Annotated in this window: 23 protein-coding genes; 15 read left to right on the forward strand and 8 right to left on the reverse strand. The window is 50.1% G+C overall.

Going from position 1 to position 23,688, the window contains the following annotated elements:
• Window positions 1-132: 132 nt before the first annotated feature.
• From cysT to ASF12_RS27050, 4 genes are read left to right on the forward strand one after another with little or no spacing between them, the layout of a single operon-like run.
• Window positions 133-948 carry a sulfate ABC transporter permease subunit CysT gene (gene cysT, locus ASF12_RS27035; protein ID WP_442952559.1) on the forward strand — a complete coding sequence of 272 codons (816 nt, stop codon included), beginning with the start codon at window positions 133-135 and terminating at the stop codon, window positions 946-948.
• Window positions 945-1,742 carry a sulfate ABC transporter permease subunit gene (locus ASF12_RS27040; RefSeq protein ID WP_056041368.1) on the forward strand — a complete coding sequence of 266 codons (798 nt, stop codon included), beginning with the start codon at window positions 945-947 and terminating at the stop codon, window positions 1,740-1,742. The genes cysT and ASF12_RS27040 overlap by 4 nt, the downstream gene beginning before the upstream one ends.
• A gap of 3 nt (window positions 1,743-1,745) precedes the next feature.
• Window positions 1,746-2,810, forward strand: a complete 1,065-nt coding sequence (locus ASF12_RS27045; RefSeq protein ID WP_056041370.1) for a sulfate/molybdate ABC transporter ATP-binding protein — start codon at window positions 1,746-1,748, stop codon at window positions 2,808-2,810.
• A 45-nt stretch (window positions 2,811-2,855) separates the two neighbouring features.
• The gene (locus tag ASF12_RS27050; protein ID WP_056041372.1) at window positions 2,856-3,923 is read left to right on the forward strand and encodes a sulfate ABC transporter substrate-binding protein; all 1,068 of its coding nucleotides are present in this window, start codon (window positions 2,856-2,858) and stop codon (window positions 3,921-3,923) included.
• Between the two features lie 326 nt (window positions 3,924-4,249).
• Here the strand turns inward: ASF12_RS27050 and ASF12_RS27055 are convergent, their stop codons facing one another.
• The gene (locus ASF12_RS27055) at window positions 4,250-5,047 is read right to left on the reverse strand and encodes a Cof-type HAD-IIB family hydrolase (RefSeq protein ID WP_056041373.1); all 798 of its coding nucleotides are present in this window, start codon (window positions 5,045-5,047) and stop codon (window positions 4,250-4,252) included.
• 153 nt (window positions 5,048-5,200) lie between these two features.
• Here ASF12_RS27055 and ASF12_RS27060 point away from each other — a divergent pair, with 153 nt between their 5' ends.
• The 4 genes from ASF12_RS27060 (at window position 5,201) to ASF12_RS27075 (ending at window position 8,632) form a co-directional block, all read left to right on the forward strand.
• The gene (locus ASF12_RS27060) at window positions 5,201-6,187 is read left to right on the forward strand and encodes a Gfo/Idh/MocA family protein (RefSeq protein WP_056041375.1); all 987 of its coding nucleotides are present in this window, start codon (window positions 5,201-5,203) and stop codon (window positions 6,185-6,187) included.
• 74 nt (window positions 6,188-6,261) lie between these two features.
• Window positions 6,262-7,677, forward strand: coding sequence for a S41 family peptidase (locus tag ASF12_RS27065; protein ID WP_056041376.1), 1,416 nt, complete (start codon window positions 6,262-6,264; stop codon window positions 7,675-7,677).
• 139 nt (window positions 7,678-7,816) lie between these two features.
• On the forward strand, window positions 7,817-8,047 hold the full coding sequence (locus ASF12_RS27070) for a DUF1450 domain-containing protein (RefSeq protein ID WP_056041378.1): 231 nt from the start codon (window positions 7,817-7,819) through the stop codon (window positions 8,045-8,047).
• A gap of 81 nt (window positions 8,048-8,128) precedes the next feature.
• Complete coding sequence (locus ASF12_RS27075; protein ID WP_056041379.1) at window positions 8,129-8,632, forward strand: ferritin; 504 nt, start codon at window positions 8,129-8,131, stop codon at window positions 8,630-8,632.
• A gap of 181 nt (window positions 8,633-8,813) precedes the next feature.
• On the opposite strand, the gene ASF12_RS27080 is transcribed toward ASF12_RS27075, so the two are convergent.
• Entirely contained in the window at window positions 8,814-9,818 is a 1,005-nt protein-coding gene (locus ASF12_RS27080; RefSeq protein WP_056041381.1) for an HD-GYP domain-containing protein, read from the reverse strand.
• A 56-nt stretch (window positions 9,819-9,874) separates the two neighbouring features.
• Window positions 9,875-11,938: an ATP-dependent helicase gene (locus ASF12_RS27085; RefSeq protein ID WP_056041383.1), complete on the reverse strand. Its 2,064-nt coding sequence runs from the start codon at window positions 11,936-11,938 to the stop codon at window positions 9,875-9,877.
• Window positions 11,939-12,023: 85 nt separating this feature from the next.
• Here ASF12_RS27085 and ASF12_RS27090 point away from each other — a divergent pair, with 85 nt between their 5' ends.
• The 3 genes from ASF12_RS27090 to ASF12_RS27100 all read left to right on the forward strand — a co-directional run bounded on the left by ASF12_RS27090 (window position 12,024) and on the right by ASF12_RS27100 (window position 13,774).
• Entirely contained in the window at window positions 12,024-12,587 is a 564-nt protein-coding gene (locus ASF12_RS27090; RefSeq protein WP_056041385.1) for a GNAT family N-acetyltransferase, read from the forward strand.
• 97 nt (window positions 12,588-12,684) lie between these two features.
• Window positions 12,685-13,149 carry a GNAT family N-acetyltransferase gene (locus tag ASF12_RS27095; RefSeq protein WP_056041387.1) on the forward strand — a complete coding sequence of 155 codons (465 nt, stop codon included), beginning with the start codon at window positions 12,685-12,687 and terminating at the stop codon, window positions 13,147-13,149.
• Window positions 13,150-13,162: 13 nt separating this feature from the next.
• Complete coding sequence (locus ASF12_RS27100; RefSeq protein ID WP_235533292.1) at window positions 13,163-13,774, forward strand: DUF1349 domain-containing protein; 612 nt, start codon at window positions 13,163-13,165, stop codon at window positions 13,772-13,774.
• Window positions 13,775-13,806: 32 nt separating this feature from the next.
• Here ASF12_RS27100 and ASF12_RS27105 read toward each other — a convergent pair whose 3' ends face one another.
• Genes ASF12_RS27105 through ASF12_RS27120 form a run of 4 tightly spaced genes read right to left on the reverse strand, consistent with a single transcriptional unit; the run spans window position 13,807 to window position 17,970 of the window.
• The gene (locus ASF12_RS27105) at window positions 13,807-14,022 is read right to left on the reverse strand and encodes a hypothetical protein (protein ID WP_056041389.1); all 216 of its coding nucleotides are present in this window, start codon (window positions 14,020-14,022) and stop codon (window positions 13,807-13,809) included.
• Between the two features lie 29 nt (window positions 14,023-14,051).
• Window positions 14,052-15,272, reverse strand: a complete 1,221-nt coding sequence (locus ASF12_RS27110) for a Ger(x)C family spore germination protein (RefSeq protein ID WP_056041391.1) — start codon at window positions 15,270-15,272, stop codon at window positions 14,052-14,054.
• Window positions 15,269-16,375, reverse strand: coding sequence for a GerAB/ArcD/ProY family transporter (locus tag ASF12_RS27115; RefSeq protein WP_056041393.1), 1,107 nt, complete (start codon window positions 16,373-16,375; stop codon window positions 15,269-15,271). The genes ASF12_RS27110 and ASF12_RS27115 overlap by 4 nt, the downstream gene beginning before the upstream one ends.
• 53 nt (window positions 16,376-16,428) lie before the next feature.
• Entirely contained in the window at window positions 16,429-17,970 is a 1,542-nt protein-coding gene (locus ASF12_RS27120) for a spore germination protein (protein ID WP_081419074.1), read from the reverse strand.
• A 216-nt stretch (window positions 17,971-18,186) separates the two neighbouring features.
• On the opposite strand from ASF12_RS27120, the gene ASF12_RS27125 reads away from it, so the two are divergent.
• Window positions 18,187-18,606 (forward strand): helix-turn-helix domain-containing protein, encoded by a 420-nt coding sequence (locus ASF12_RS27125; protein WP_162241938.1) that lies wholly within the window; start codon window positions 18,187-18,189, stop codon window positions 18,604-18,606.
• A 160-nt stretch (window positions 18,607-18,766) separates the two neighbouring features.
• On the forward strand, window positions 18,767-19,549 hold the full coding sequence (locus ASF12_RS27130; RefSeq protein WP_056041396.1) for an SDR family NAD(P)-dependent oxidoreductase: 783 nt from the start codon (window positions 18,767-18,769) through the stop codon (window positions 19,547-19,549).
• 98 nt (window positions 19,550-19,647) lie between these two features.
• Here the strand turns inward: ASF12_RS27130 and ASF12_RS27135 are convergent, their stop codons facing one another.
• Window positions 19,648-21,249: a sensor domain-containing diguanylate cyclase gene (locus ASF12_RS27135; protein ID WP_056041398.1), complete on the reverse strand. Its 1,602-nt coding sequence runs from the start codon at window positions 21,247-21,249 to the stop codon at window positions 19,648-19,650.
• Window positions 21,250-21,836: 587 nt separating this feature from the next.
• Between ASF12_RS27135 and fur the strand changes: the two genes are divergently transcribed.
• Both fur and ASF12_RS27145 read left to right on the forward strand, forming a co-directional pair.
• Window positions 21,837-22,319, forward strand: coding sequence for a ferric iron uptake transcriptional regulator (fur, locus tag ASF12_RS27140; protein ID WP_056041400.1), 483 nt, complete (start codon window positions 21,837-21,839; stop codon window positions 22,317-22,319).
• A 196-nt stretch (window positions 22,320-22,515) separates the two neighbouring features.
• Window positions 22,516-23,667 carry a response regulator gene (locus ASF12_RS27145; protein WP_056041403.1) on the forward strand — a complete coding sequence of 384 codons (1,152 nt, stop codon included), beginning with the start codon at window positions 22,516-22,518 and terminating at the stop codon, window positions 23,665-23,667.
• The last annotated feature ends 21 nt before the right edge of the window (window positions 23,668-23,688 follow it).

Genomic DNA, 23,688 nt, shown 5'->3' on the forward strand with positions numbered 1-23,688 from the left:
ATTTCTCGGAATGAAACGCGCCGCGCCACCAAAGGATGGCGATAACCGTTTCACCTTGCAATTTTTACTTTTCGCTTTTCGTCTGTGGTTTCACCTACGACACGAGTCGATGGTCTGGAGGGTAATGTCAACGTGAATGCTATGTTTCGAAACAAATGGTGGAGCTTCGGCTTCCGAAGTACGGTTATGCTTTATTTTATTATCCTGATTATTATTCCGATATTCGGCATTTACACGCAATCGCTGTCGCTTGGCTGGCAGCCATTCTGGGATAGCGTAAGCGATCCTCTCGCGTGGAAAGCGGTGCTGCTCACCGTCAGGCTTGCCGTTATTGCGACGATAATCAACATTTTTCTCGGAACGATGATTGGCTGGGTGCTTATTCGCTACAAATTTCCCGGGAAAAGATTTCTCAACTCGCTCGTCGATTTGCCTTTTGCTTTGCCGACGGCGGTTGCTGGACTGATGATTTTGCTGCTGCTGGGCCCTCGCAGCTTTGTTGGAGGACTGGCGACGAAGCTGGGCTTCGATATCGTCTTTCATGAACCAGCGATTATTATCGCGATGGTGTTCGTCACCTTCCCATTCGTCATCCGCGCCGTACAGCCTTTGCTGGAGGAGCTGGATCGCTCGGAGGAAGAAGCGGCTTATACGATGGGAGCATCGAAGGCGCTGACGTTTTTTCGCATTATTTTACCATCGATGCTTCCGGGTATTATTAGCGGAGCGATGCTGGCGTTCTCGCGCGGCATAGCCGAGTTTGGGGCAGTTGTGCTTGTAGCGGGCAACATTCCTGGCAAAACGCTCATTGCATCGGTTTATATTTTTGGGGAAATCGAAAGCGATAATCCGCAAGGAGCGGCGGCGGTTTCCGTAATTTTGCTCACCTTGTCCTTCGTCATTTTGTGGACGGTTAACCTGATTCAATCCAGGAGGCCGGGCCAATGAGAAAACTTTGGATTACGCTCACTTATGTCGTATTTATACTTCTACTCATCATACCGCTTGTCGAAATTGTGCGCGGGTCCTGGGCAGAGGGTTGGAGCGGCTTTACTGAAGGGCTGCTAAGGCAGCAATCGCTTCATGCCCTTAAGATGACCGCATTAATCGTCGTTATTGTAACCGCATTAAATACGCTGTTTGGCGTTATGCTTGCGCTTTATCTGGTACGGGCAAAATGGATTGGGCCGCGCATCAAACGGCTGCTGAACAGCTTGGTCGATCTCCCTTTTGCGGTATCGCCTGTTATCGGCGGTTTAATGATTGTCCTTATTCTTGGGCCAAGTACAGTTATCGGAACTTTTTTTGAAGCGTCGGGCTTTAAAATCGTCTACGCCTTGCCAGGCATGGTGCTTGCAACGCTGTTCGTGACTTTCCCGCTCATGGTACGCGAGGTTCTGCCCGTATTGCAAGAAATTGGAGCTCAGCAGGAAGAGGCGGCGTCTACGCTTGGCGCATACTCGTGGTATACATTTTGGCAGGTGACATGGCCGTCGATTCGTTGGGGAGTCATTTACGGTGTTGTGCTTACCGTTGCCCGCTCGCTTGGCGAATTTGGCGCCGTACTCGTCGTATCCGGCAATATTATGAATAAGACGCAGACGGCAACGACGCTCGTGTATCAGGATGTGGAAAATTTTAATGTTGTAGCTGCGAACGGGGTTGCGCTCGTGCTTGCGGCGTTCTCGGTTGGATTGCTGCTATTAATGGAATGGGCCAAGAAACGAAAGGAAGTGCATTAAGCCATGCATATTGAAGTCCGTAATTTAAACAAAAGCTTCGGGGATTTTCATGCGGTGCAGGATGTCAGCTTCGATATTAAGAAAGGCCAGCTCATTGGCCTGCTCGGGCCGAGCGGCGGCGGCAAAACGTCGATTCTCCGCATGCTGGCAGGGCTTGAGTCGCCTTCCTCTGGCGATATCGTGTTCCATGGCAAGCGCGTCAATGATTTGCCGCCACAGGAGCGCGGAATCGGTTTTGTATTCCAGAATTATGCGTTGTTCAAGCATATGACCGTGTATGATAATATCGCTTTCGGGCTGAAGGTCAAAAAGCAAACCAAAGAACAAATCCGCGAGCGTGTTATGACGCTTGTTGAGCTTACAGGGCTGAAGGGCTTTGAGCACCGTTATGCTCATCAGCTATCGGGAGGTCAGCGCCAGCGTGTTGCTTTCGCTAGAGCGCTCGCGCCTGAGCCGCAGCTGCTGCTGCTCGACGAGCCATTCGCGGCGATTGATGCGAAAATCCGTACAGAGCTGCGCACTTGGCTCAAAGAAATGATTGAGCGCGTCGGCATTACGTCGATTTTCGTCACGCATGACCAGGATGAGGCGATTGAGGTTGCCGATGAAATTATGATTATCAGCAAGGGCAGGCTGGAGCAGAAAGGTTCGCCTTGGGCGATTTACAAGGACCCGCAGACGCCGTTTGTAGCGAGCTTTATCGGGGAATCGACAATTGTCGAGGATGTTGGCGCACTGAAGGGCTTTGACTCTGCCGCTGGCAAACCTGGTACGAAGGCTCTTATCCGTCCCGAATATATCGAAATCGGCAAGCCGGGAGAAATTCGCCTTGCATCTGCCGCGCTGGAAGCAAGCGTCAAGCATATTCATTTCCGCGGCAGCGAGTGGCTGGTCGAGCTAGAGGTAGGCTCGGTTAAGCTCGTCACCTACCGTTCGCTGGAGAAGGATGTGCTGCAGCCGGGCGACCGCGTACAAGTGCTGGTGCATCGGGCTTATTTGTTCAATGATCAAGAAAGCTGGATTCAGGAAAACAGCCTGAAGGAAGATCCAATGCCAATTCATATCTAATAGCTTGGGTTAGAAAACATCGAGCAGAAAGAGTTGTATGCCATTATGAATGCTATTCAGACAACAAGCCGCCGTTTGCTCGCCCTGCTGCTTGCCATCTCCCTGCTGCTTGTAGCTGCGGGCTGTGGCGACGCGCAGGACAGTGATCCGGCGGTGGAATCTTCCGTTCCAAACGGCGATGTCACGCTTGTCATTGGTGCATACTCCATAGTGAAGGATGCTTTCGCCGAAATTTTGCCGCAGTTCCAGGCTTACTGGCTGCAGCAAACGGGACAAAAGGTTGTATTTCAGGAATCCTATGAAGCCTCTGGAACGCAAGCGCGGGCCATTATAGGCGGATTTAATGCTGACGTTGCCGTGCTGGCGATGGAAGGCGACGTTAACAAAATCGCCGATGCAGGACTTATCAACCCGAATTGGAAGGAGCAAGCGGACGGCGAATTTGTGACCAAGTCGATTGTGGTGCTTGGCACACGTGAGGGCAATCCGCTGAACATTCAGGATTGGTCCGATCTCACTCGCAGCGGAGTGAAGGTCGTCTATCCGAACCCGAAAACATCTGGCGGCGCTCAATGGGACATTAATGCGATTTATGGAGCGGGATTAAAGCAGTCAGAGGTAGAGACAGGCACCAAGGACCCGGCCTATGCCAAAAACTTCCTCAAGGCTGTCCATGCCAACGTGGAATCGCTCGATAAAAGCGGCCGTGCTTCTATGGCGGCGTTCGAATACGGCGTAGGCGACGTTATCGTGACGTATGAGAACGAGCTGCTGGCCCGCATTAAGCAGGGCAAGGACTATCATATCGTCGTGCCGAAAAGCACAATCTTGATTGAAAACCCGGCAACGGTTGTAGACACAAATGTAGACAAGCACGGCACCCGCGAGGTGGCCGAAGCGTTCATCCATTATTTGCACAGCGATGAAGCCCAGCGTGTTCTTGTCGATTACGGCTTCCGTCCCGTAAATGAGACGGTAGCCAAGGAGTCAGCGAGTAAATACGTAGTTCCTGAGCAGTTGTTCGACATCAGCTACCTCGGCGGCTGGCCTGAGGTAAAGAAGACGCTCTATTCCAAAAAGGGCATCTGGTACCAAGTGCTCGCGGGTATTTAATTCCAATCAAAAGCTCAGTTGCACTTAACAATGGAATTAGACATTGTAATAAATCTTGTAACAACAAACAAACCGTGGATTTGGCTATTGAATGAGCCAGATTCACGGTTTGTTTTATTGCCCCAAAAAATCGGTAAACGCTTTAAGGTTGTATAGGTGAGCGGGTCGAAGCGGAGTGAAAAGGTGGGGGTGGAGAAACGGAGTGCTCGCTTTTGCTGTGGAATTTCAGCCGTTCACGGCTAATTCGAAGAAATTCAACTGCAATGGCGATCGTAACCCCCACCTTTTCACGCAGCGAAGAATCCCATTTCACCTATATCTATCCCTTACGAGTTTAAAACGAATTTTTCAAATACGTGACGAACACCCTCATCATTATTACTAAGCGTCACATAATTCGCAACCTCTTTCAGCGCCGGAATCGCATTAGCCATCGCTACGCCAAGTCCAGCCGCTTCGATCATCTCGTGATCATTCCACGCATCGCCGATTGCAATCGTTTGATCCATCGTGCAGCCAAGATGCTCAGCCATAAAGCGCAGCGCATGTCCTTTTGTTCCTTCTTTATGCATAAACTCTAAATAATGAGCTTTGGATTTCGTAATATGCACGCGGTCGCCGATAAGCGCCTTGAGCTGCTCAGCAATTTCATCGAGATAGTCCGGCTCATCGATAATCAGCATTTTCGTATTCGGCTGCTCCAGCAGCTCCTCGAAATCTGGTGCTACCGTATAAGGGATTTTGGATAGGCGCGAATACATTAGCGCCTTCTCATTTGCTTCCTTCACAAACAGCTGGTCATCGACATAAAGCTGCAAATGCAGGCCATGTTTTTCAGTAAAAGCATACAGCTCCTTGGCTGCATCGGTAGGCACGCTGCGCTCATACAGCACCTTGCCGTCCAGCAGCGTTTTTACAAGCGACCCCTGATACGTAATGATAGGCACATTGAGCTGGATTTGCTCAGCAATTTGTCTGGCGGAAGCGTACATTCTTCCGGTAGCCAGCGTCACCGTTACGCCTTTCGCGATAGCTTCCTCCATGGCGCGTTTCGTTCCTTCAGTCACAATGAGTTCATCGTTCAACAGCGTATCATCTACATCAATTGCAATTAATTTATACATAATGGCAATATGTTCCCCTCTCCAAGCCTCTTTATCGTGTACATAAGCTAGGTTGATTGTAGCGAAAAATCGCCATTCGTACAAGCGATCTACCGCTTTTCTTGTATAATAGAAAGGGCTGTTAAAGAATGGACAGGGAGAGGATGGGCAAGGATGAAGCTAAGATGGGGGATTTTAAGCGGTGCGAGCATTGCTATACATACGATGATTCCAGCCATTCAGCAGGCGGAGCGAGGCGAGGCAGTGGCGATTGCAAGCCGCAGCTTGGAACGGGCTGTTGAAGCAGCAGAGCGGTTAGGCATTGAAAAAGCGTACGGCTCCTACGAGGAGCTGCTCGCTGATCCAGATATCGATGCGGTCTACATTCCGCTGCCGAATCATTTACATAAGGAATGGGCCATTAAAGCGGCTAGAGCTGGCAAGCATGTGCTTTGCGAGAAGCCATTTGCGGTCACGGCAGCGGATGCCCGGGAAATGGCGGAGGCAGCCCAGACGGCAGGCATCGTTATGGCGGAAGCTTTCATGTATCGCCATCATCCGCGCTATGAGCAGATTAAGGCGATTATCGCGTCTGGCGAAATTGGCGAGCTTCGCGTCATGACAGGCTCGTTCACCTTCAATAATGCAGCAGACACAGGCAATGTTCGCTACAACGCGGAATGGGGCGGCGGCTCCTTGTATGACATCGGCTGCTACCTCATAAGTGCAGCGCGGCTTATTTTGGACGGTGAGCCGGTAGCAGCCAGCGTCCATGGTTTATTTTCCAAGGAGCATGGCGGGGTAGATATGATGGCTTCTGGCGTTTTGGAGTTCGGAAACGATGTAAGCCTCGTATTCGACTGCGGCATGTGGGCGGCTTACCGCAACCGCTTGGAAATTCTCGGAACGAAGGGGCGGATTGAGCTGCCGAACGCTTTTGGGCCGGGGGAAGAGGATTATTTTATCGTACATACGGAGGATGGCCAGCGTAAGGAAGGGCCTTTCAACCTGAACACTTATGTGATGCAAATCAACAGAATCGCACAGATTGCCGCGGGCGAGGCACAGCCGCTGTTTGGTCCTGAGGATGCGATAGCAGGAACAGCGGTTATTGAGGCCTGTCTCACCTCGGCACGTGAGAAGCGGCGGGTTCTTTTTTGAAAATTTGCTCCATCCCCCTTCAATAAGATACAGTAAAGAAAGCGGATGAGAGTTGAACCTGGGGAGATGACGAGTTGAGGTATTTTACACATGCTGCTGCACGGCGCAGAGTGCTGTTAATTGGCCTAGTTGGGGCTATTTTATTTATGGTTGCCGGGTTCGCAGTGGGATGGCTCTGGATGGGGCATCGGTATCCGATGCTGAAGGAGCCGGCATTTCAGAACTTTGCGGTATCCTACAATACCATTATGGATAAATATTTAAATGGAGCGGATGGCGAGGATTTGATCAATGGCGCCTCTGAGGGAATGGTAGCATCGCTGGAAGATCCGTACTCCCGCTATTTGATCGAGGAGCAGGGCGATGCCTATACGCAAGGGTATGAAGGCGAATTTTCCGGAATAGGGGCCGAGGTGCGCGAGCAGGATGGCCAATTCGTTATTTCTGGGCTGACGCCGGGTGCGCCAGCAGAGCGCGGAGGCGTCAAGTCTGGTGATATCATTATGGCGGTTGACGGCAAGGAATCGAAGGATTCTAAATTTCAGGATCTTATCGGGCTTATGCGCGGCAAGACGGGTACCGAGGTGACGCTGACGCTGCAGCGCCCGGGCCAGACGGAGCCTATCGAGATTACGCTTAAGCGTGAAGCGATTCCGGTTTACACCGTAACCTCGGAGATGCTGGAGGCTGGTATCGGCCATATTACGATTAGCCGCTTCGCCCAGAAGACGGCTACGGAGTTTGATGAAGCGGTAAAGAAGCTGAAGGCACAGGGCATGACGAAGCTGCTGCTGGATCTTCGTTCCAACCCGGGCGGCCTGCTGCAGCCGACGATTGCGATTGGCAGCAAGCTCATTCCGAAGGGGAAAGTGATTCTAGAGGTCGTATATAAGGAAGAAAGCAACCCGATTGTTTATAAATCGACGCAAAAAGAAGAGTGGACGATCCCTATCGTTGTGCTGGTGAACGGCCAGTCGGCAAGCGCCAGCGAGGTGTTGACCGCCGCGCTTAAGGAGTCGGCGGGAGCAACGGTCGTTGGCGAGAAAACGTATGGCAAAGGCGTCGTACAAGCATTTGAGCAATTTAGAGACGGCTCAGTGCTCAGCTTGACCGAGGCGCAGTGGAAAACGCCTGCTGGCACGTGGATTCACAAAGTTGGCGTCATGCCAAATGAGGTTGTCAGCCTGCCTGCATTTGCAAGCTTGCGTCCGCTTCCGGTCGGCAGCGAGCTGAAAAACGGCAGCTACGGCGAAGACGTCAAGACGCTGCAATCGATGCTGAAGGAGCTCGGCTATGCGCCCGTCGGCAAAGACGGCCTGTTCGATGATGAGACGGAGGCGGCGATGCGCGCTTTTCAGAAGGCAGAGAAGCTGGACGTTACCGGCTCGCTCAATGACAAGACGGCGTATCAAATCGTCGAGCTGCTCAAGGAAAAGCTGGAGAAGGAAGATACCCAGCTGCAGCGAGGCGTACAATTATTGAAAAAATAAGCTTGGCCGCCGCCCCGCGGCTATTGACAACGGTAATGATTATTACTATCATTTGATAGGGAGCCTTTTGGATTGAGCAGACGATTGCGTGTGTACACAAAAGTGCCAACCGTAATCATACGGCCATTGCGGCAGCGGGGTGACACACCTATTGAAGATCAAATATTGCACCAAAAATTTCAAAAACGGGACGAAGCCAGTTTACAAGGCGATGAAGGATAAGTTTCCCGACATCAAGATGAAGAAGTCCGATTGTCTCGGAAATTGCAAAACATGCAGGCATGAATGTTTTGCCGTGGTGAAGTCTAAGGTGGTCAGCGCTCCGTCAGCCGAGAAGCTTTATAAGGAATTGAAAAAATTAATTGGATAAATATAGGGAGGGCGGCTTTTGCCGCCCTCCTTTTTTGTGTTAAGATAGAGGCAACTCCGAAAAAGAAGAGGTGCATAAGTGATGAATGATCAATTAGCTGAAGCTTTAAACGAACAAATGAACTTTGAATTTTATTCGGCGCATGTGTATCTTGCAATGGCAGCCTACTGTTCTGGCGAAAGTCTGGACGGGTTTGCGAATTTCTTTATTATCCAGGCTGAGGAAGAGCGTTTCCATGGCATGAAAATATATAAATTCCTGAACGACCGCAACCGTCGTGCTACTTTGTCTGCTCTGCACGAGCCTAAGAACGAATATGCGTCGATGCTCGATGCATTCGAGCGTGCTTATGCGCATGAACAACAAAACACACGCAAGTTTTACAACCTTGCTGACCTTGCGCTCAGCGAGCGCGAGCATGCGACGATCTACTTCCTGAAATGGTTCATCGATGAGCAGGTAGAAGAGGAGTCCTTGTTCGACGGCATCATTTCGAAGCTGAAGCGCATTGATAAAGACAGCAACGCGTTTTATATGCTGGATGCTGAATTTGCGCAGCGCACGTTCACGCCTCCTGCGGAATAAGCGAAGCATGCTGCACGGTTAAAGGTTTCTAGCATTGTCCGCTGCACACCGTTTATAACGTACTGCACATGAAGAAGAGGGATTGGCACTTACGCCAATCCCTCTTTTTGCTGAAATATAGGAAAGGATATGATGATTTCATCCATTCTCTATATTTCTCGGAATGAAACGCGCCACGCCGTTAAAGGACGTCGACAGCCGTTTCACCTTGCCCAAACAGCTGAATAAATGAATCGACTAAGTCCGGGTCAAACTGGGTGCCGTGCATCTCTTTAATGTAAGCGAGCGCTTGCTCCACCGACCATTTTTCCTTGTAGGGGCGTTTGCTGGTAAGGGCGTCGAACACATCAACGATGCTTACGATGCGCGCTTCAATGGGAATAGCTTCTCCCGCAAGCTTATGCGGATAGCCCTGGCCATCCCACCGTTCATGATGGTACAAAATAATATGCTTGCTCGCCGTCAGCTCGCTAGTAAACAGCTCGTCATTAAACTCGTTGAAAATCTTCTCAATAATGTCGACACCAATAAACGTATGCATCTCAATAATGGTGCGTTCATAGTCAGCGAGCGGACCGGGCTTATATAAAATCCCCTCGGGAATGCCCGATTTTCCGATATCATGCAAAATGCTCGCCGAGGCGATGCGGCTGAGCCGTTCTTCGTTCCAGCCTAGCTGCATCCGCTCATTATGATAACGCACAAGCTCCTCCGTAAGATCTCTTACCCGCACAAGATGCGATTCAATGCCAGGATCGCGAATTTCGCAGGAAATGGCAAGCACCTTGAGCAGCGAGCTTTGAATATGCCCAATCCGTTCCTGAGGCATATAGAAGCCGCTAGGGAGCTGCTCCAATTCACGGAAAATACCGATATAATACCAGCTCTCCTCCATATATAAAGGTGTAATGGTAATGGAGGAATGCCAGAGCTGTCCATCCTTGCGGCGGTTAATGAATACGCCAGACCATGGCCGCTTTACCTTTAACGCGTCCTTCATGCTTTCATGAATATGCACGGGGGTAAGGCTGGTGCGAACAATACCGGCCTTTTTACCTAATATTTCTCTGCGGTTGTAGCCGGTTATCGCTTCATAGCTCGTATTGATTTCTAATATCTGATGCTGATCATCCGTAATAATAACGGCATCACCTAATTGTAAAAAGGTTCTAAGCTGATCGTTCATCCGGTAGACACCCCATTTATAGGCATATATTTATTTGAAATATTTATCTAAGGTATTTATTTAAAAGCATTGAGCAAAAAAGAAGATACGGGCGCCGGTTTGCCGCGATAATAGCCGGGCGAGCTGATGTACAGCTCTTCCTTGGCCCGCGTGACGGCGACATAAGCGAGCCGCCGCTCTTCCTCCAGCGCAGCCTCGGCGACGTCATCCCCGGTCTGGATGGCGCTCCGGTCGCTATTTTTGCTCGCGGACAGCGCGGAGCTGTGCGGCAAAATGCCATCGGATGCTCCGCTGACGAACACGACGGGAAATTCCAGCCCCTTTGATTTGTGGATCGTCATAAAATGAACGGCGTCAGCGCCGCGGCTCGCCAGCTTGAGCTGCCTCATCTCCTGCAGCTTCAGTGCGATTTCGTCCACGAATGCCAAAAACTCGGTGATCGTCGCAAAACGTTTGGCGGCGGTTTCGAGCTCGTCGAGCGTTTCCTTCAAAGCGTCCTTATGCTCGGTAAGCGTCTGGCTTTTATCGGCTTGAATGTAATTGTCATAAAAGCCGTCGCGCAGCAGGCGAATCGCCTGCTCGGGCTTTAGCTTAGGCAAGGAGCGAATGAGCCGCAGCCGCTCTTTGATTTTTTCCTGGTGAAACTCCTTAATGCCAGGGAAGCGGACGAGATGGATCAGCGGCCATTTTTTGGCTTGCTGCTTCTCTTCGTTCCAGATGAAAGCCATCGCCTGCTCCGGCTTGACATAAAGCGTTGCCAGAATGTTTTGCATCGCGTCAAAATGGCGCCGATCGATCGCCAGCCGCAAATGGGCAATGATTGGCTTCACAACCCACTGCTCATAAAAGGACTCGCCCCCGCCGTAATCAATAAACGGAATTTGGCGTATGACCAGTTGGTCGAAGATGGCGCGGCTGCTGCTCGCCGTACGAAACAGAATCGCGAAATCCTCATAGCTGCGTTTTCCTTGGCTCTGCGCTTCCGTAATTTTATTAACAATCAGCTGCGCTTCATCGTCGGTATTGCCCGGCCTTGCAAATGTTGGGGAGAGGCTTTGCGTCTTGGCTACTTTGAGCGATTTGGGACGGCGCTGCTTGTTGCTGCTAATAATCGCATTGCCCAGCCCGACAATGGCAGCTCCGGAGCGGTAGTTAATATCGAGCACGACATTTTTGCTGGTCGGAAATTGCTGCTCGAAATTTAATATATAATCGTTGCGCGCCCCGTTAAATGAATAGATCGTCTGGTCATCATCGCCAACGACCATCAAGTTGCCATGCTGCGAGACAAGCAGCTTAATCAGCTCATACTGCACCTTATTCGTATCCTGAAACTCATCGATCATGACGTAGCGGAAGCGGCGCTGGAGCATTTCGAGCAGATTCTGATCGGTCGTGAGCAGCCGATAAGCGGCAAGCAGCATATCATCATAGTCGATCAGCTGCTGCTCCGACTTCCACTGCTCGTAGCATTCAAAAAGAATTTTCAGCTGCTTGTCCTCTTCTGTTTTGGCCGGCAGCTCATGAAGCTCCAGCATTTCCAGCTTGTAGGCTGAAAATAACGTAATGAGCGTCTCCGGCTGATACGTCTCATGCAAATTCCGTTCGCGCAGCAGCCGTTTGAAAAAAATTTGCTTCCGGCCGCTATCGCCTAATATCGCCTGCCTCATGCCCCGCCTGCGCAGCAGCTGCAAGCAGAACGAATGGAACGTTCTGGCTTCTACCGCAGCTGCAGCACCAACAGATATGCCGGGCAGCGTGGCAATGCGGGACTTCATTTCCTCTGCCGCTTTTTTGGAAAATGTCATGAGCAGCAGTTGGGATGCCATTACGCTGCGGACAGACAGCAAATAAGCCGTTCGGCAGACGAGAACGGAGGTTTTGCCGGAGCCGGCTCCAGCGAGCGTGAGCAGCGGTCCCTCGGTATGGCGGACAGCGGCAATTTGCGCCTCATTGAGCTGAATGCCGTGCTGCTCCAGCGAGCGAAAAAAAACGGCATCGCTTTCGCCGCGTCCGACAAGCTGCTTGCTCGTATCAGCTGCCGCCTGATTGGCCCGTGGCATTATGTTTGTTGTTACGCCGTAAGGTCTGGGATAATATTTTGTACGTGTTTGTTCCATATGTATAATCACCTGTGCTTGATTATAGCATGGCTTAATGGATTAGGATAAACTAATTAAAGAATAACGATAGGAGTTGAGCTAGATGATTGTGCCAGCGAGAAAAGAAGATGTACAGCAAATTATGCCGCTTCTGCATGCAGCAATTGGCGATATCGCCTGTACGCTGACGGGCGCTAAAGACGAGCAGGAGGCGATGAATAGATTAGCGGATTTTTATGTGGAAAAAGGAAACAGAATCAGCTACGAGCATGTGCTTGTCGCCTGGGAGGGGGATGCCATCGCGGGCATGGCGCTCGGTTACGGCGGTGATGCAGCTGCGAAGCTTGATGCTCCGCTGCTTTCGCGCATCCGTCAGGAGCCAGCTCATGCCGGCTATCAAATTATGACGGAGGCAAGGCCCGGCGAATATTATTTGGATTCCGTGGCGGTAAATCCCGCCTATCAGGGGAAGGGGATAGCGCGGGCTTTGATCGGCGCGCTGGAGAATAAGGCGAAGGATGCGGGCTGGCCGCGCCTATCGCTCATTGCGCTGGATGATAACGAGAAGGCGACGGCGCTTTATTTTCGGATGGGCTATGCCGAGGATGGAGAGCTGGAGCTGGCAGGGCACCGCTACATTCGAATGGTAAAGCAGCTGACGCAATAATGGATTGCGAAGTAGAGAGCAAACAGGTACGATAGCCATATGGCAAATATTCCATTCATTTACTAACTTGCTAGAAGCAGCTATGGAGGCATAACAAATGAAAGACATCAGCATTCGTATAGTAGAGCCACTGGATGAAACCTTGCACCAACTGATTCAATTGCTAGACGAGGAGCTGCTGGAGCGATATCCGTCGGAAGAGGTGCACGGGCTGGATTTTACCGATCCAGGCATCCAAGACACTGTATTTATTGTCGCTTTTTCCGGGGACGAACCGGTCGGGTGCGGTGCCATCCGGCCGCTGGATGCCCAATATACGGAGCTGAAACGCTTTTTCGTGCATAAAGAAAGCCGGAAGCTCGGCATTGCTGCCGCTATGCTTTCCTTTTTGGAGAATGAGGCGCAGCTGCGCGGCTTTGCCGGCATCCGGCTGGAGACGGGGCCCGAGCAGCCCGAGTCGTTGAAGTTTTATGAAAAGCATGGCTACATATTTATCGGGAAATTTGGCGAATATGTCGATTATGAGCTGAGCATGTGTTATGAGAAGCGCTTCGGCGCATAAAGAAGGGGCGAACATGATGAACGTATTTGAAGGATGCAGCAGGCAAAGCTTAAGCAAGGAGCTGTCCTGGATTAATGAGCCGAAGAGCTGGGAAGTGAATGAGCACCAGCAGTTGGTCGTGCAAGCGCCGCCGATGGGCGATTTTTTCATCGATCCGGCAGGAGGCAACACGAAAAACTCCGCTCCTTTTCTTTACACATTAGTTGAAGGCGATTTCTATGCCGTCACTCGCGTTGCGGTTGATATGAAGCAGACGTACGATTCCGGCTGCTTGATGATTATGGCAGACGAAGATCACTGGGCCAAGCTTTGCTCGGAGTTTTTTGACGATATGCCGTCCATTCTCAGCGTTGTGACACGCGGCGCATCCGATGATTGTGTTTCCAGCGATGCCCAGATCGTTCGGCCTTTTTTGCGTATTGCCCGGGCTGGCAATAGCTTTGCGTTCCATTATTCAGTGGATGGCGTCAAATGGAAAATGGTCCGTTATTTTGGAATGGACATTCCCGCAACGATTAAAGTTGGCGTCGTCGCCCAATCGCCGATTGGAGAAGGCAGTACCGCAACATTTGATTATTTAAAAATCAGCACAAACGTAATTGGCGACATTCGCAGCGTTAATTAACGAATTGCAACTTGAGCAGCAAGCAGGAGGGGTTATTTCATGCCCATGCTGCTGAACAGGAAGGTAATAAGCTCGGTGGGGCCAGGCATGTCGGGGAAAAAAACGAGCAAAATAGCCAAAGCTGCCGTTAATGCTGTTATGGCGATTGCCGTAGTCATTTCCCGGCGCCCGTTGTCCTGCCCGCGAGTTTCTCCATATATAATAATGACGGAGACGAGCAGAATACCTGTAATAAACAGCACCTTCATCGAGAGTCCTCCTGTATGTTTTGTTGCATTTATTCATTGGATTGGCCCGGTATCCCTTGCGGATCACCGGATTTTCCTGTGCGCAAAATGCGAGCCTCTACATGGATTGTCGTTTTTATTTTTGGCAGGTCGCTTTCCCACTGGGCCCTTTTTGCTTTCCATTTGTGTGGGAAATGATTGCGGTACGCATTCGCATAGCCGAAAAAATCGGTTTTCAGCTTTTGCTGGGTTAATTGCAGTGCGGCTTCCGCTCGCTGCTTAAACTGTTCTTCAAACAAAGCCTGAATTTTTTCTACATTCGGCGGTGGCAGCAGCGACAGATCAGTTGTATTCAAGATGACGTCGCCCTTTGTTTTAATGTTGACCTTCATCGTCCAGTTTCCGTCAGCAAAGCCGGGAACAAACTCCGTACGAATGAATTGCGGTTTGATGGTGACAGCTGCTTGCTTGTTGGTTTTATCCGGGTTAACCGTCAAAACGATATTGTCCAGTTGATTCAGCATCATAAGTATGCCTAGGCTCATCGGCTCGGTTACGACGCGAATTTCCCGGTCATCCTTAATTAAGGCCAGTCCAAATACAAAGGGCATCGTAGCTTTCTTATTTTGTCCAGGCGCGGGTGGAGCAATTTTCAGCCTGGATAGTACGGCTGATTTGCTTAGACCTTCCAGCGCTTGGGCTAAATCAAGCACCGTCATTTTGGTACCCAGCTTCATATTGCCCATTTCACGCAAAGCTTCCGCCGAGCTTCGCTCAAGAGGAGGCAGCAGGGAGAGGATATCCTCTGCTTTAGTCTCGCTAATATAAACATAAGCATGTTCACGAAATTGGGAGAAGCGCAGCAAAAAGTCCATGTACTCGCGAATGCCGAGCTTTGCTGTCTTTTCTCCTATGACAATGGCCTCGCAATGTCCCCAGAAAACGTGGCGGGAAATTTTGCGCTGCAGCCGGGTCATTGCGTCTGCAATATTAAGCCCTTCTGCGGTTTGCACCATCGTAACGCCGCTCGGAGATCCTTCACTGCCACCGGTCCCTCCGGTCGCGCTGCTGCCGCTTTGGCGTGGAATGAAAATTTGAATCGAAAGATGGACTTTACCATCCTTGGTTCGGTCAATGCCGGTTGCAAGCACCATTGCCAAGTCATTAATTTCCACACGATCCCAGCAGCCTTGCAAAAGCGCCATGCTGCATGCCGCCAGAAGCAGGAGTGCGATTTTGCGCCGCAGGTTGTGCAGCTTGCTGCTTATCATGAGGATGCCTTCTTTTTGCGGGTCAGCTTGTTTTTAATGAGACTAACCAGCAGCAGCAGCAAGGGCAGGATGAACAGGCTGGCAATCGTATACGTATTGCCAGATACGCTGATCAAATTGGCGATATCCGCTTGGCTTCTGGCCGACCAGTAAGCAAAAACGGTGCAAAGAAAGGCAAGCGGCATAACGACGGAGCGATAGTGCTTTAATTTAAGCCAGTCGGCAACAGTAATCGAATAGACGTACAGAAAGACAGATATTTTCACAAAAATACCCGATATCCAAATAGCGATTACGAGAGCTTCCAAATGCTGCATAAAATCGGCAATGGTTATGTAACGGGCAGCAATCATCACCGGATAAATAAAGCTGGAGGTCAAATCGCCCATTAGGAATAAGCACACCAGATTGGTGACCACCATCGTGATGGTGACGAACAGTACCGATAGCATACTTTTTCGCATCGCTTTCTCACGGTCGTTAACGTAGGGGAGCAGAAACGCTATCAAAATATATTCGCTGAACCAGGCAGCCGGCGCGAGCGCGCCTTTAATAGAAGGGCCAATTCCATTCTCGGCAATGGGCAGCAGCTCGGAAGGATGGAGCTGGCCGATCAGCAGAACAAATATAAAGGCTGCGAGAAAAATAAAAACGGCTGTAAAAATCTGCGCGCTTCTCCCAATAACCTCGATGCCGAGGCGGGCATTGATTGCACAGACGAGCACCATCGATCCGGTTACAATGAACTGCGGTGTCATCGGCAGCGCATTGCTAATAATAAACTCGCCATATTGGCGAATAATGATGCCTGTTAAATGGGGCAAATAAAAAATATAAAACAAGCCTACCAGAAAACCCGGAACAGCTCCAAGCAGGCTGAAGCTCGTTCGAATCAGGGTGCTGTCTGGTTTCAGCCGATTGAGCTTGACCGCCACCCATACGGTCAGCATGCCAAACAAGCCTGCCCAAATCGGGGAGATCCACATGTCCTGATGGGCATGGGTCATCGTAATGCTGGGAACAGACAATATGGATGTGGCGAGAATCGACGGATAGAGCAAAATAGCCATCTGTGACGATGATATTTTTCCAGTTTCAAGCATGGGAGCTTCAGCCTCCTCCGTTATAATGTAGGGCAGGTTTTGGCCACTGCCGGCTATTTTTTGTTCCCGCTTGGGCTGCTGCGCCCGGAATGCCGTTCTTTTCGGGCTTCGTTCATCCAGGCAGGAGCACGCCAGATGACATCGCGAATAGTCCCCATCGAAGCTGGCGTTACAGGTGACAAGTAGGGAACGCCGAAGGAACGCAAACTTGATAAATGGATGACGATCAAAATCAGTCCAAGCATCATGCCGATCAGTCCCAGCGTTCCTGCCAGCAGCATGATTGGAAACCGCAGCAAACGGGAGGAAATGCCAGCCGCATAACGCGGAATCATAAACGATGCAATACCGGTTGTGGCCACGACAATAACCATTGGCGCAGAGACGATGCCTGCCGACGTGGCAGCTTGTCCGATGATGAGCGCGCCCACGATGCTGACAGCTGATCCGACCTGTCTTGGGAGCCTGACCCCAGCCTCGCGCAGCGCTTCGAAGGCGATTTCCATAATCAGCGCTTCAACTAGCGCTGGAAAAGGGATTTCTTCCCTTGCCTTGGCGATGCTGAGCAGCAGCACCGTCGGAATCATTTCCTGATGGTAGGTTGTAATCGCCACATAAGCTGATGGAAGAAGCAGGGACAGCAGAAAAAAAACATAACGCAGCCAGCGTACAAAGGTGCTCATAATAAAATGCTGATAGTAGTCCTCGACAGACTGCAGCATGGAAAATAAGGTCACGGGAGCGATGAGGGCAAACGGCGTCCCATCAATTAGAATAGCGAAGCGCCCTTCCAGCAAATTTGCGCAGACGACGTCCGGCCTTTCGGTTGCAATCATTTGTGGAAACGGCGAATAAGGCGAGTCGGCAATCCATTCCTCAATATATTCGCTTTCCAAAATGCCATCGGTGTCAATCGCGGCAAGCCGCTTCAACGCTTCATCGACGGTGGCGGGATTTGCGGCTCCCTCCAAGTAGAGAATAGCGATGTCGGTTCGTGTATACTCGCCGATCGTCATCGTGAGCAGCTTCATTTTCGGGCTTTTCATTTTACGGCGCAGCATTGACAGATTAATGGACAGCACTTCATTAAACGATTCGCGAGGGCCGCGAACGGTAGATTCCGCTGAAGGCTCCTCAATGCTGCGATGCTCGATTTTTTGCAAGCCGAACGATAGCGCCTCCTCGCTGCCATCGATGAAGAGCAGCGGCATGCCATTGCTAATGATATCGATAGCGTCCTCCAGCGTGCGTACTGTATTGGCAGCGGCGATGGGCAGAAGATTTAGCAGCTGTGCAGGGGTCGCAGCAGTCAAGCGGCCGGCATCGCTCGCAAGCGGCCGCAAAATGAACATATTCAGCTGCTCATCATCGCACATACTGATATGAAATACGAGCATGGCTTCAGCAAGCTCCCCGATCCGCAAGGAATGGAAGGAGAGGTCAGCGCAGTCTGCATACACACGCCGCAGCTCTGTTATATTTTCATCCAATCGCTGTGAAAGCGGCTGCTGCTCGTCGGGCTGGCGCTTGTCCGACTGCTGCCAATCGGCCCTCGCTGTTTTGTGATTCCAATTGCTGCGTTTGAATCCGCGCATGACAGTACCTCGCTTCCAGAAGATAGAACAAGTCCGTGCCATTAGCGTTTCCAGCACGTTCCTTTCCTATGTAAGGAAACAAATATTTTCAGAAGTGATGAATTATTATGGCGAGGTGTTGAAAAAAAAGCAGCCTTGAATTATAATTGATAATGATAATCATTATATATGGATGAGCGATCATTCAGCAGTGCCAATAGGCCGGGAAGGTGGGAAATGATAAAGCATATGAGAAACTCGATACGGATGGGCTTCCAAGAAGAGGATACACACTTTAGGCATAACACCGAATCTGTTGCAGGAGGAAGAAGCAAGCTTGGGCAGACGGTTGAATATATGAAACGCCATTATCACAAACCAATTACACGGGACATGCTCGCCAGCATGGTTGGCATTACGCCGGAGCATTACTCCCGCGCCTTCAAGAAGCATATGGGCATCAGCCCGATCGATTATTTAATCGCCATTCGCATTGACCGGGCTAAAGGTCTATTGAAGGAGACGAATGCGACGGTGCGCAGCATCGCTCGTCAGGTCGGCTACGAGGATCCGTATTATTTCAGCCGCCGCTTCAAGCAGGAGGTTGGTGTAGCGCCATCCGCCTACGCGGTGCCTGGATATAGCGCAGGATTATAATTCATAGATGAAACATGCCGGGGCTTAATAGACCCGGCATGTTTTTTTATACAGCCCAGCTTGTATAGTATAATGGAAAATAAGAGACAGCAGGTTTAGACTGAATGGGTTGCGGTAATAAGGATTGAGTTCGATTACTTCATGGACAGGAGGAATTAAGATGGATTTGGGTATGCAAGGGAAACGCGCCATTGTGACGGGGGGAAGCAAAGGAATTGGGCTTGCTACCGCGCTGCGGCTGGCGGCTGAGGGAGCAGAAGTAGCGATAGTTGCCAGACAGGAGGGACCGCTGCAAGAAGCAGCAGAACGGATTAAGCAAGCGACAGGCAGAAAGCCGTTGATCATCTCCGCCGATGTATCAGTTGAGGCTGACGTACAGCGGGCAGTTGCCAAGGTGGTCCAGCAGCTTGGCGGTGTTGATATTCTGGTAAACAATGCTGGAACGTCGGCAGCGCTTCCGTTCGATAAGGTTGTGCCGGATGCGTGGGCAGCTGATCTTGACCTTAAGCTGTATGCGGCCATTCATTTCGCGCGAGCGGCACTTCCTTATCTCCGCGAGGCAGGAGGCGGCGCCATCGTAAATGTGACGGCTATTGGCGGCAAGACGCCAGCAGGCTCCTCGCTGCCTACTTCGGTAAGCCGGGCGGCTGGCCTTGCGCTGACGAAAGCGATGAGCAAGGATTTGGCGGGCGATGGCATCCGTGTGAATGCTGTCTGCATCGGCCTCATCCGCAGCGATCAAATTGAGCGCAAGTGGAAACAGACCGCTCCCGATCTGTCGTGGGAGGAGTTCGCGGCGAGCCCGAAACATGATATTCCGCTTGGACGCATCGGCAATCCGGAGGAAGCCGCGAATGTCATCGCTTTTCTCGTCTCGGAAGCGGCTTCCTTCGTCACGGGAACTTCCGTCAATATTGACGGCGGCAAAGCAGCGGTGCTGTAGCTTCATTTGAAAAATAAACCCGGCATCCGCCATTTTCTTTCCTTTATGTATGCAAGCAGAGGCGTTAGCTGCGACTTGTTTTGTCGCAGCTGACGCCTCTATACCTCTGCTGCCGCTGCAATCGTCTGGTTGCGGCCCGCATTTTTTGCTTGATACAATGCTTGGTCCGCTTTCAGAAGCAGCTCCTCGGGGCTGGTGCCATGAAGCGGATACTGGGCAACCCCCTGTGAAATCGTTACGCGCCCAACGACCGGATCTACTCCTTCCTCCACAGCAATCCGCAGCTGCTCGGCGACTAAATATGCTTCGGGCAGCGCCGTCTGCTGAAGCAAAATAACAAGCTCCTCCCCACCGTAGCGGTAGCCAATATCCTCTGGCCGAATGGCATGAATGACCGTTTGCGCCAGCTGCCTGAGTACCGCATCGCCTGCTTGATGCCCAAATTTATCGTTGACCCGCTTGAAGCGGTCAATGTCGATAATAATAATGGAGAAGGGCAGCTTCTCTTCCATCCACAACGTCAAAAATTTGATTAAGGTGCGCCTATTCATGAGTCCCGTTAGCGGGTCCGTTTCCGCATCTTTCGTTAATTGATGATGCTGAGCCTGAATAAGCGATCCAACATTGATCGTTGATTTAATAAGCAGATCCGTTTCCCGAATCCAGTGGTTTTTGCGCCAGGAGCTAAGCTCGCCTGCGTCCCCGAGCTGGCTGACGAACTGCGAAAGCTTTAGAAACGGCTTGGCAATGCGCCGCGCCAATATAATGACCGCGAATATAAGCAGCAGCAGCGGGATGGCAATTGTGACGGCAGCATTTTTGAAATGGTAAACGAGCTGGTCCTTAATGCTTTGCATAGGAGTGGCTGCCACGATGCCCCAGCCATTTTCCTTAACACTGGCATATCCGACGAGCAGCTTGCTGCCGTTCAAGCTGGTAATCATTTCGCTGCCGCTTTGCCCAGCCATCAGCTTTTTCACTACCATATTTTTGCTTATGTTTTTGCCAATGAGCATGGGGTCGGGGTGAAAGAGCAGGTTGCCCTGCTGATCTACAATATAAAAATAAGACTCCAAAAAATCATTCGTATTTTTCTCAAAAATCGTATTCATAACATTATTTTTCTTCAAATAAATGCTGCCGCCAATAAAACCCTCGTATTGCTGGTTTTTGTCATATAGCGGCTCGCTCACCATAATAAATAAATTGCCTGTCCGTTCATCAAAAAAGGGGTCCGAAATGCTCGATCGCTTTGATGCCAGCGCTTGTTTCAAGGAAGCTGACGTAATCGGCTCATTGATTAAGCTGCTTATTTCCTCCGTAGCTCCTCTTATAATTCCGTGTTTATCCACGACTACGATAGAATTGAAAAAATTGCTGCTATGCTTCATTAAATTTAAATCCTCATTCATCCGCTGAACTTGATCAGGCTCGTCCCACATGCCCTCCTGTTCTATTTGCACACTGTGTTTCAAGCTTAGCCGTATCGTTTTGGTTAGCGCGTCAAGCGTATCGCTCATTTTGCTCGCTTTGGAGAAATTGGTGGATAATGCTGTACGTTCCATTAAAAGCTTGCTGGATTGGAAGGACGAAAGCAGCACGAGGATAATCGTGACCAAGACGCATAAAAAAACGAGACCGCTAAGTACAGTTGCCAAGCTAATTTTGCGCTTTTTGTACGCCGAGAGAGGGGCTTTCATCGTAATGACTTCCTTTCGTTTCGCTGAAGTATGCCAAAGGAAAACGTTGTATAAAGTGATTTTGTTGTATCGTCTGAAAGTCCTTTTAACTTCCTATAAAAGTAATTATATGTAATATCAGGGATAATGAAAGAGGAAAATTTAATAGCGTTATAGCTATGAAATGTCGCTTCTATTGTTATTATCGGTTTTGTGCTAAAATTGGATTTGTGAAATGACTAGCTGATGCTGCTAAATGCACTATTTTGAAAGCATATTAATGAAATGGGAGCATGTATTGAATATATTCTGAATGGAAGTGAAGCTGGAGAAATAAGCTCGTACCGTTGTGGACAAGCTAGGCTGGTGATTTATATTATACAGCGTGAGCTGTGATTCAAACAGTAGCAGTGCTAAAGAAAACGATGCCTGCTGCAACGACTTATTGGCTGTTCAGCATTCCTTTTGGAATCCGGCATGGCAGTGTTTTGGCTGTCCAAAGCTAGTATGCTTGCTTTTTTGATATATCTATAATAAAATTAAGATGATAATGATTACAAATTGAGAAATGACAAGCCGCAGGACGATGCAAAGGAGGCTCATGAGCGATGAGCGAACTGGACATTCAAATGGATAATATTAACCAGCAGCTGAAAGCGAAGGGCTACAAGCTGACGCATCAGCGCGCAATGACTTTAAGAGTGCTGCTGGAGAACGAGCAGGACCATCTCAGCGCAGAGGACGTATATATGCTGGTCAAGAAGTCATACCCGGAAATCGGACTGGCGACCGTTTATCGGACGCTTGAGCTGCTGACCGAGCTGCATATTGTAGAAAAAATGAACTTTGGCGATGGCGTTGCCCGTTTCGACTTGCGTGACGCCAGCCAAGAACATATGCATCACCATCTGATCTGCGCCAAGTGCGGCGTGCTGAAGGAAATTCAGGAGGATTGGCTGCTTGAGCTGGAGCAGCGCGTACAGCGCGAATTCGGCTTCACGGTTACCGACCACCGATTGGATTTTACAGGCATGTTCCAAGGCTGCAACGCCGGCGATTGCAAGCGAGGCAAAGATACGAAAGCGAGTTAATTGCTCATTTTATGGAGAAATGCATGCATAGAAGCCAGCCATTGGGCTGAAAAACGCTGATTCCACCAAATAAAGGTGATTCAGCGTTTTTTTTTTACTGCATATTTTTATTTGGTATTGATAATAAGGCTTAGTAAACCGTTATATAGGTATAGGACTTGCGGCTTAAACTACCAGTTAAGAAGGTGACAAAAACATGAAGACTATATTGGTAGATAACGAGCCTCTTACGCTCAAGCTCCTGGAAGAGGAGTTAGGCAAAATTGGGGGCATTGATGTTGTGGGAAGCTTTTCCAATCCTGAGCTGGCGCTTCAGCATATTTTAGCCGATCCTCCGATCGCTTTATTTTTAGATATCGATATGCAGGAGCATGGCGGGATGCAGCTTGCAGAGCAAGTGATGCAGCAATTTCCAGAAGTTATGCTTATTTTCCTGACTGAGCAAGAGAAATATGCGGTGAAAGCATTCGAGCTTAGCGCTCATGATTATATAATGAAGCCATTCAGCCATGAGCGGTTGTGCATGACGGTTGAACGGCTATTAAAGCGGGCTCGGATTGCTCCTCCTGCTGTGCTGCCGGCTTCTGGACCAGCTAAAATGATTCACTGCTTTAGATCGCTGCGAATCGGGCCGAAGGGCGATGAGAGCGCTACGCTCAAATGGAAAACCTTGAAGGCGCAGGAGCTTTTCGCCTATTTGCTGGAGCATCGCGGGAAGCTGATTCGCAAGCAAGATTTGCTGGATCAGCTGTGGCCGGAAATCGAATGGCGCAGAGGCACCTCCCAGCTGTATACAGCGATTTATCAAATTCGGCGAATCATGCGTGAAGAGGGTGTCGGTATCCGAATCGTTAACCGTGATGAGGGCTACACGCTCGATTTGAATGGCGTACTGCTGGATACGGAGGAGTGGGAACGGAAAATCAAGAGAATCCCTCCGTTAACAGATGAAACATTGGAACAGCATCAGCAGATGCTGGAAATGTATCCTGGCGACTACTTGCTGGAATATTCGTATGAATGGGCCGAAAGGGAGCGTCGGCGGCTTCGCACCGTATGGCTGCGCCATGCCCAGCACATTGCCCAGCATTTTGATTCCATTGGCAATGAGGCAAAGGCGGCCCAGCAATATTTGCTCATTCAAAAACAGCTGCCCTCCGAGGAGCAGATTTATTTTGATCTGATGCGCTTGTATGACCGAATGAATGAGCGGTTTGCTGTGCAGCGGCAATACGAACAGCTGCTGAAGATGCTGAGGCAGGAGTTTGATGCCGAACCGCTGACATTGGTACAGCAATGGTACGAGCAATGGCAATACAAGCATAGCCAGCGTTTGTCGGCGCAATAAGCGAAAGGCCATTGCATAGCT

Source organism: Paenibacillus sp. Leaf72 (genome assembly GCF_001422685.1).
In the GTDB taxonomy this organism is placed as follows: Bacteria; Bacillota; Bacilli; order Paenibacillales; family Paenibacillaceae; genus Pristimantibacillus.